General features: G+C 67.3%; 5 protein-coding genes and 3 pseudogenes. 4 read left to right on the top strand and 4 right to left on the bottom strand.

From position 1 onward, the window contains the following. Positions 1-705, bottom strand: a 705-nt coding sequence (locus ACFYXB_RS44735) for an OmpL47-type beta-barrel domain-containing protein (protein WP_389591175.1), incomplete at its 3' end; no start/stop codon positions are given. 691 nt (positions 706-1,396) lie between these two features. On the opposite strand from ACFYXB_RS44735, the gene ACFYXB_RS44740 reads away from it, so the two are divergent. The 4 genes and pseudogenes from ACFYXB_RS44740 to ACFYXB_RS44755 all read left to right on the top strand — a co-directional run. Beyond that, positions 1,397-2,374, top strand: a complete 978-nt coding sequence (locus ACFYXB_RS44740) for a multicopper oxidase domain-containing protein (RefSeq protein WP_389591176.1) — start codon at positions 1,397-1,399, stop codon at positions 2,372-2,374. A gap of 412 nt (positions 2,375-2,786) precedes the next feature. After that, positions 2,787-3,602, top strand: a pseudogene (locus tag ACFYXB_RS44745) (ThuA domain-containing protein); the annotation flags it as partial. A gap of 6 nt (positions 3,603-3,608) precedes the next feature. Continuing rightward, positions 3,609-5,558: pseudogene (locus ACFYXB_RS44750) on the top strand (ThuA domain-containing protein); the annotation flags it as partial. 9 nt (positions 5,559-5,567) lie between these two features. Further along, a pseudogene (locus ACFYXB_RS44755) lies at positions 5,568-6,701 on the top strand (family 16 glycoside hydrolase); the annotation flags it as partial. 180 nt (positions 6,702-6,881) lie between these two features. Here the strand turns inward: ACFYXB_RS44755 and ACFYXB_RS44760 are convergent. The 3 genes from ACFYXB_RS44760 to ACFYXB_RS44770 form a co-directional block, all read right to left on the bottom strand. Beyond that, positions 6,882-7,004 carry a hypothetical protein gene (locus tag ACFYXB_RS44760; protein WP_389591178.1) on the bottom strand — a complete coding sequence of 41 codons (123 nt, stop codon included), beginning with the start codon at positions 7,002-7,004 and terminating at the stop codon, positions 6,882-6,884. Positions 7,005-7,156: 152 nt separating this feature from the next. Continuing rightward, positions 7,157-7,297, bottom strand: a complete 141-nt coding sequence (locus ACFYXB_RS44765; RefSeq protein ID WP_351363010.1) for a hypothetical protein — start codon at positions 7,295-7,297, stop codon at positions 7,157-7,159. Positions 7,298-7,381: 84 nt separating this feature from the next. Continuing rightward, positions 7,382-8,596 carry a tyrosine-type recombinase/integrase gene (locus ACFYXB_RS44770; RefSeq protein WP_389591179.1) on the bottom strand — a complete coding sequence of 405 codons (1,215 nt, stop codon included), beginning with the start codon at positions 8,594-8,596 and terminating at the stop codon, positions 7,382-7,384. Positions 8,597-8,637 lie beyond the last annotated feature (41 nt).

An 8,637-nucleotide genomic window follows, 5' to 3' on the forward strand; every position in this document is an offset into this window, starting at 1 on the left:
TTTTGCTGGTGAGGTGTTGCCTGCTTTGTCGGTCGCGCGGTAGGTCAGTGTGTGGTGGCCGACGGTGTTGACCTCGACTGGTGCTGTGTAGGCGCCGTAGGAGGCGCCGTCGAGGGCGTACTCGATTCCGGCCACGCCCGATTCCGCGTCCGAGGCGGTCAGCGTCACGCTCGCGCTTCCGACGTAGTTTCCGGAGGAGTCCTTCGTCCCCGACACCGTCGCTGACGCATCCGGCGCAGTGGTGTCGTCGTCGGGCGCGGCGGTGACGATGAGTTCACCCGACATCATCTGGTGGCCCGGCATCGCGCAGAAGTAGTGGTAGACGCCAGGCGTGAGCGTGACTTCGGCCGTGTGCCTGCCTCCCTCGGAGTCGAAGGGGCTCGACAGGATGTTGAGGCTGACGTCGTTGTTGTAGTCGGGGTTCGAAACGTCGAACGTCAGGGTGTGCGACAGCCCCGTCGTGTTGCCGGCCGCTGCGCTGTTGTCGAACACGATGGTCGCCTTGCCGGCCACCGCGGTGACGGGGGCGGACGTGTACTTCATGTAATCGTCGCCGGCCGTCCAGGTGAGCACCTGGTTCGCTGTGGGCTCCGCCGCGCGACTCACCGCCGCGTACGCGGCCGGCACAGCCAACGAGAGAGCCGTGAAGACAACGGCCACCAGCGCCACCAGCGCCGGATGCGCGCTGAATCGGGTGCGTCGCACGGTTCTTGAGGGGGGCGGATCCGTCTGGGCATGGAGCAGTCTTCTGAACACCGCTGCACCTTTCGGGACTTCGCTTGTGCGGCACCGCGCAGGACTCGCGGTTCCGCCGGGTGGACGACCGGACGCCGGGATGAGCGCGTGCGAGGCGCGAGTACTCCGCTCACCGGACCGGCGCCCTGGACGGAACGGGGCGAGTGCCGCGCTCGGGTTGATCGCCCGCGCGTGACAACGGCGTTGGCCGCCGTCACTCACGAACACGCGGCATCCACCCCCGTCGCTGCGAGGCCGGTGGTACCGCGAACCCGAAGGCGGGGTTCACGCAACCTCATTCAATGCGGCAACGGTGGGAAGTTAGCCGGTCTTTTGACCATCCGCCAAGACCTATGACCGGAATCCAACCAACTTTGACCTGAGTCTGGAAAAACTGCGGACGCGCCCGTTACGGTGTCCGGGTCCCAAGGCGACTCCTGTTCGCCCAGCCGATCCGACCCCGGCCGCAGCCGGCACATCGAGCCAAGCCGGACAGCCTCCACCGGAGTCCGGTCCGAAGACCGCCCCGCCTGCCGTGCGGGGCCGAACGCCCGGCGCACCACCGCGTACCGCCGTGACGGGACAGCTGCCGTCGGCGGCGGCTCACACCACGACCGCGAGACGCCTTCAGGCACGTACGCGTTTCGAGGATTGGAGAGCGATGACCGACTCAGGCGTAGGCGCGAGACGCCTCTTCTCCCGGCGAGCGTTCGCCGCAGGGGCGGCCGCCGCGGCGGTCGTACCCACGGTGCTCGGCGTCTCCGCCGCCGCCCCGAAGGACAAGCCCGCTGCAGGAAGCGGTCAAGGAAACGACCAGGGCAACGTCCGCGACCTGACGCTGTACATGGAGAAGCTGCCGAACGGGGAGATGGGCTACGGCCTGCAGCCCGGTCAGGCGACGATCCCCGGCCCGCTCATCGAGCTGACCGAGGGCGACACGATGAACATCGAGGTCGTCAACAACCTGGACGTCGCCGCGAGTCTGCACGTGCACGGCATGGACTACGACGTCGCCAGCGACGGCACCAAGATGAACGACAGCGTCGTCGAACCGGGCGGCCGGCGGACCTACGTCTGGCGCACCCACACCCCCGGACCGAACCACGACGGGACGTGGGAGGCCGGCAGCGCCGGCTACTGGCACTATCACGATCACAACGTGGGGACCGAACACGGCACGGGCGGCATCAAGAAGGGCCTGTACGGCCCCGTGATCGTGCGTCGCAAGGGCGATCCACTGCCCGACAAGCAGTTCACCGTCGTGTTCAACGACATGACGATCAACAACAGGGCCCACCACGACACCCCCACCTTCACGGCCGTCCGCGGCGAGCGCGTGGAGTTCATCGTCATCACGCACGGGGAGTTCTTCCACACCTTCCATGTGCATGGACACCGCTGGGTGGACAACCGCACCGGGATCCTGCAGGGTCCGCAGGACGTGAGCCGGGTCATCGACACCAAGACCGTCGGCCCCGCGGACTCCTTCGGGTTCCAGGTGATTGCGGGTGACCGCGTCGGTGCGGGTGCCTGGATGTACCACTGCCACGTCCAGAGCCACGCGGACATGGGCATGGCGGGGATCTTCCTCGTGACCGAGGCCGACGGCACGGTCCCCGGCGGCATGCCCCACCACTAGAAGGCAGCGGCGGGGTCCTGATGTGGGCTCCGCCCCCAGAAGCCACGCCCGTCAGGCCTGCCTGACGGTCTGACGGGCGTGTACCAACCTGCCGCCGGTCGGTCCTCGCCCGCAAGGACCCGAGGCGAACCTGCCTCCCTGCTCCGGTACCCCGTCCTTCCCGGGCATCGTGACCGCCCGCCGAAATCCGCCTCGCCCGGCGCATGCCGGGTGGGGCTCCTGCGGCAGCCCTCGCTCCACCCCTGATCACTCTTCCGTTGCCGGATCGAGTCAAGGAGCAAACATGGGCAAGAGAGACCGGTTCGCCCTGTCGAGACGAAGCGGATCGCCACCGTCGCGTCCTGGGCGGGCCTCCCGTCACGCGTGGCCCTGGCGCCGCGCCGTCGTTCTGCTGTCCAGCGCCGCACTGACCATGGGGCTGTCCACGCTGCCGGCCGTGCAGGCACAGGCGCAGCCGCCCGTCGAACGCGTCGACCAGGAACAGGCCGCCGCCACCGACACCCAGGTGAACGTCCTGGTCTTCCACGGACCGGCCGCCAAGCAGGACGACCCGGTCAAGCAGGCCACGGTGGCGATCGAGAACCTCGGCGAGAAGAACGGGTTCAAGGTCGTCGAGTCCGAGGACGCGAGCGTGTTCAACACCGCCGACCTCGCCAAGTACCGAGGCGTGGTGTTCCTGTCGGCCGACGGCGTGACGCTCAACGCCGAGCAGGAAGCCGCGTTCCAGTCGTACGTCAACAACGGCGGCGGCTTCGTCGGCGTCCACGACGCCGCCCGGGCCCAGTCCGACTCCTCCTGGTTCACCGGGCTGATCGGCACCCGCCCGGCCCTGGGTCTCCCCGACCCCGAGAAGGTCGTCGAGAGCGCGGTCAACAGCGAGAACCCGCCGAACGAGACCAAGGACAAGCTGTTCGACGGCAAGAACGACACCAAATGGCTGGCCCGTACGCCGACCGGTTCGGTCACTATGAAGCTGGACAAGCCCGTCGCGGTGGTCAACTACGCGTTGACCTCCGCCAATGACTCCTCGGGACGGGACCCGAAGGACTGGAAGCTGCAGGGCTCGCAGGACGGCGAGACCTGGACGACCCTGGACACCCGGACCGGCGAGACCTTCCCGTCGCGCTTCCAGACCAGGCAGTTCCAGTTCACCAACAGCACGGCCTACCAGCACTACCGGCTGGAGATCACCGCCAACAGCGGTGAGCCGCTGACCCAGTTGGCCGAGCTGCGGCTCTTCACCGCCAACCCGACGCCCCCGCAGGATTCCAAGGTCCAGCAGGCCGTCGTCGACGTGACGGACCGTCAGCACCCGGCCAACAAGGGACTTCCGCTCAACTGGACCCGCTCCGACCAGTGGATCAACTGGGACCCCAACCCGATCGGCAAGGTCCACACCGTCGCCCAGGTCGAGGAGTGGAAGTACAAGCCGGGGCTCAGCGCCAATGGCCCGTTCCACCCGATCTCGTGGTGCCGGGACTACGACGGTGGCCGGTCCTTCTACACCGGCATGGGCCGTACCGAGGAGAGCTACACCACCGACACGAAGTTCCAGAGTCACCTCCTCGGCGCCATCCAGTGGACCACCGGCATGGTGCGCGGCGACTGTCAGGCGACCATCGCGTCCAATTACACGACCGAGCGGCTGACCGCCCAGAACCAGGCGGGGCAGCTCGACCAGATCGGTGAGCCGCACGGTCTCACCATGGCCCCCGACGGCAAGGCCTTCTACATCGGCAAGGCCGCCTGCCCGTCCGGCCCGATCGCCGACTGGAACAACCCCAAGGTCGGCCTGGGGTGCGGCACCATCCACCAGTGGGACCCCAGGACCAAGAAGGTCAAGCTGCTCACCACGCTCGACGTGATGGGCAACCGGGGCAGCGGTGACGAACTGGTCAAGAACGAGGAAGGCCTCGTCGGCATCACCCTCGACCCGAAGTTCGAGAAGAACGGGTGGATCTACATCTACTGGATGCCGCACGAGTCGATCGACCGCGACAAGCGGATCGGCCAGCGGACGGTCTCCCGGCTCACCTACGACTTCGCGACCGAGTCCATCGACCAGGGCACCCGCAAGGACCTGCTGCACTGGGACGCCCAGATCCACAGCTGCTGCCACGCCGGTGGCGGCATGTCCTTCGACAAGGACGGCAACCTCTACATCGGCTCCGGTGACAACAACTCCTCCGGCGGCTCCAGCGGTTACTCCGGGAACAACTGGACCCAGGAGTACAAGGGTGTCTCCTTCCAGGACGCCCGTCGCACCTCCGGCAACACCAACGACCTCAACGGCAAGATCATCCGTATTCACCCCGAGCCCGACGGCACCTACACCATTCCCAAGGGCAACCTCTTCGCGCCCGGTACGGCCAAGACCCGCCCCGAGATCTATGTGATGGGTGTCCGCAACATCGCACGGCTCTCCGTCGACCCGGTGCACAACTGGCTGAACGCCGGCTGGGTCGGACCGGATGCGGGAGCGCCGAACCCCGACCTGGGCCCGGCCAAGTACGAGACGGCCACGGTCATCACCTCCGCGGGCAACCAGGGCTGGCCGTACTGCATGGGCAACCGGCAGCCGTACCGTGACCGCAGCAACACCGACGCCAGTGTCCTCACCGGCTGGTACGACTGCGATCACCTCAAGAACGAGTCGCCGCGCAACACCGGCCTGGTGGACATCCCGCCGGCCCGCGACAACATGATCTGGTACTCGCCCCAGGGCGGCGGCCCGGTCTTCCCCGAGCGCTCTGACGGCAGCGGTGTCCCGTCGTACGTCGACAGTGAGGCCACCTACACCGAGCCGTACCTCAGGGGCGGCGGCCAGGCCATCATGTCCGGTCCGACCTTCCACCGCTCCCAGGTGGACACCGAGAGCGGCGTCGCCTGGCCGGCGTACTGGGAGGACAAGTGGTTCATCGGTGACGAGTCCAACGCCAACAACCGGGTCGCGGTGACCCTCGACCCGGACCGCGTCCAGAACGCCGGCGCGCCGGCTTTCGGCGAGGACCTCCGCAGCATCATCGCGCCCGGCAACGGCGGTACCCAGCTGCAGAGCTGGATGGACGCCAAGTTCGGTCCCGACGGTGCGCTGTACATGCTCGACTACGCGGGCGGCTTCTTCAGCCTGCACCCCAACCAGAAGCTCATCCGCATCAGCTACCACGGTGGCCCGGCCACCCCGAACCCGCAGGACGCCGGAGCGCGCGTCATCACCCAGAGCAAGCCCAAGACGGTGGCGTTCTCCAGCGCCAAGGCCGGCGGTGTGGCCTGGGAGTGGGACTTCGGTGACGGCAGCACGCCGTCGCACGAGGCGGCCCCCACGCACACCTACGCCGACTACGGCACGTACCACGCGAAGCTGACGGTCACCTACGCCGACGGCGAGAAGTCCACCGCGACGTTCGACGCCAAGGCCGGCTGCCCCGCCCCCGACGCCCGGTCGACCGTCAGGCTGCTCGACACCGACACCGGCGTGGCCAACCACCGTGCGGGCGGCGGCTGCACGGTCAACGACCTGATCGACGACGAGGCCTCCTGGCCGAACCACGGCGAGTTCGTCAGTCACGTCAGCGCCGTGGTCAACGACCTCCGCAAGGAGGGCGTCCTCGACAACCGTGAGTCGTCGGCGATCGGCAAGGCGGCGGCCCAGAGCGAGATCGGCAAGGTCGCCGGGTACAAGTCCATCTTCGACGGGACCGCGGCGAGCCTGGCCGACTGGCGACAGGCCGGCCCCGGGAAGTACTCACTCCTGCCCGACGGCACCATGCGCAGTTCCGGCGGCCTGGGCATGCTGTGGTACGCCAAGCAGGAGCTCGGAGACTTCTCGGTGAGGCTCCAGTTCCGGGACGTGGCTCCGGGCACCGGCAACGCCAACAGCGGGGTCTTCATCCGGTTCCCGGACCCGCGGACGCCGCTGGCCGAGCGCCCGGCCGGCAGTTGCGGGACGGTCGGCTCCGCTCGTACCGCCCAGGAGTGGCTCGCGATCTACTGCGGTCAGGAGATCCAGATCTACGACGGGGCCACGGGCGAGGTCCAGAAGACAGGATCGGTGTACAACTTCAAGCCGCTGGGCCTGGACAAGGCGGGGGTGACCCCGAAGGGCCAGTGGAACGACTACGAGATCCGCGCGGTCGGGCAGCACTACACGATCATCCGCAACGGCGTGGTGATCAACGAGTTCGACAACACGCCCGGCAAGTCGTCGTCCCGGGCGGGTGACCCACCCACGGATCTGCGTCAGTTCCTCAGTGGGTACGTGGGGTTGCAGAACCACAGCAACAACGACCTGATCGAGTTCCGCAACATCCGGGTGCGGAACCTGTAGTCGCACAGCGGCCGGAGCCGGGCTCGGGGCAACTGCCCCGAGCCCGGCTCTTTTCCCGGCATGCGGACCGTCTGGTCCGACTCGCTCGCGCCGCCCCGGGAGCAGCGTCGAGCAGTTCATCTCGCTCGCCCAGGAGGCGGGTTTGCCGCTGAGACACCTCGCCACGGCATTCGCGATCCCTCATCCCGGCGTAACCACCGGCGTAACCAGTTGCCGGGCGACGGCGTCGCGCGCGGCGGGGGACAGCAGCGAGCCGGCCCGTGTGAGGAAGCCGTACAGCTCGGATCCGTACTGCCTGGCCATGTCCGCATTGTGCCTGTGTACGTCGAGTTCGTTGGCGGCCGTGATCTCGAGGGACGTTGCGATGTCCTGCCGGTACTTCGGGATCAGCCGCCAGGCGTACTACACGTGGTACCGCCGCTACCAGGCCGCTCGCGCGTATCGTGCGGCCGGGGTCAGGTCCAGGTGTCGAGCCACATCCTGGCGCGCCAGTCGGCGTACGGGATCGTCTGCCCGGTGTAGATCGGGAAGAGATAGATGATGTCTCGGACAGACTGGATCGCGCCTTCCTGACCAGCGTAAATGCGCTCGACCATCACCTCTCGGCGTCAGCCGGGCCGTCCAGGGGCCGTCACGCCGCCATCGTGGCGACGAGCAGTTCCATGTGTCGAGCTCATGATTCAAGAGCGGGACATCGTCAGGACGGCGTCCACAGCCTTGCGGGTTCGTCCCTCACTGCTGGGCATGAGGTGCGTATACACCCGCAGGGTGAACCCGGGATCGCTGTGACCCAGGTATGTGCTCAGAGCCCGGATATTCTCTCCGGCGTCCAGCAGCACGGAGTCGTAGAAGTGCCTCAGGGCGTGCATGCCGTGCTCCCGGGCCGACGCGTGGCGTTCGCCCGGCTTCGGCTCGGGAATGAGCCCGGCGGTCACGAGGGCGGGCTTCCAGAGATGGTCGTCGAAGTAGCTCGCTCGCACGCTGTCACCGGTGCGCCCCGTGAATATGAGCCGCCTTGTGACCAAGGGCCCGTCTGGCTTCTGCCAAGGCAAGGTGATCTCGACCGGAGAGAAGTCCGTCATGTGCTCACGTAGCGCATGCGCCACGCTGCCGGGCAGCGGAACGTCGCGGATCTTCCCTCGCTTGGGAGGTGCGAAAACGAACTTGCCCCGGACACGCTTGACCTGCGTTCGTACGCCAAGCCAGCCGCTGTCAAAGTCGACGGCGTCGACTGGTAAGCCGAAGATTTCACCCTGCCGTAGCCCGCATCCGACGCCGACGTCGATCATCGCTCGGAAGCGCTCAGGCAGGGCGGACCGGACGGTGAAGACTTGCTGGAGGGTCCACGGGACTACTCGTGACGGCTCCGGTTGCGGGCTACGCACCGACCTGGCAAGACACGGATTTCGAGGGACCAAGGCGTCGTCTACTGCCGCAGCGAAGACGGAGGAGGCCAGTCCGAAGATCGTCCGGCGATAGGACGCGTTGGGAACCGCACCGGCCAGTTCGCCGAGCCAAGTACGGATGTGTCCGGGCTGGAATGACACGAGCGGACGCGTCCCGATGTACGGAAAGACGTGCAGTCGGAGGCGCCGTTCTGCTGAGTCGTGACCGTTGATGTCCATTGCCAGGCTGGCAAGCCATGTCTCCGCGTACTGCTGGAAGGTGGTTCGGGCGGCCCGCGCATCGACGTGTGTTCCCTGAGCCATGTCGGCCGCAGTTTGGGTAAGCCAATGTTCGGCAAGGCGTTTTTGCCTGTCGGGGAAGGACTTACTCTTCTCGGTGCCGTCCGGGCCGATGTAGCGGGCTCGGTAGCGCAGCCCGTTGCCGTGGCGCTCGGTCTTGACTCTGAAGCTGATCGGAAAATCGATCTCCTGGTGGGCAGGCGGCAGCATCCGGGCCGCTTCAGTTGCGGACCGGATGTCGGGATCGGACG

This window comes from Streptomyces sp. NPDC002619 (assembly GCF_042889305.1).
GTDB lineage: Bacteria > Actinomycetota > Actinomycetes > Streptomycetales > Streptomycetaceae > Streptomyces.

What these genes read in the sequence shown, in the direction of transcription:
- ACFYXB_RS44740 (WP_389591176.1), top strand. Translation starts at nt 1,397, where the DNA reads ATGACCGACTCAGGCGTAGGCGCGAGACGCCTCTTCTCCCGGCGAGCG.
- ACFYXB_RS44760 (WP_389591178.1), bottom strand. Translation starts at nt 7,004, where the DNA reads ATGGCCAGGCAGTACGGATCCGAGCTGTACGGCTTCCTCACACGGGCC.
- ACFYXB_RS44765 (WP_351363010.1), bottom strand. Translation starts at nt 7,297, where the DNA reads ATGGTCGAGCGCATTTACGCTGGTCAGGAAGGCGCGATCCAGTCTGTC.
- ACFYXB_RS44770 (WP_389591179.1), bottom strand. Translation starts at nt 8,596, where the DNA reads ATGCTGCCGCCTGCCCACCAGGAGATCGATTTTCCGATCAGCTTCAGA.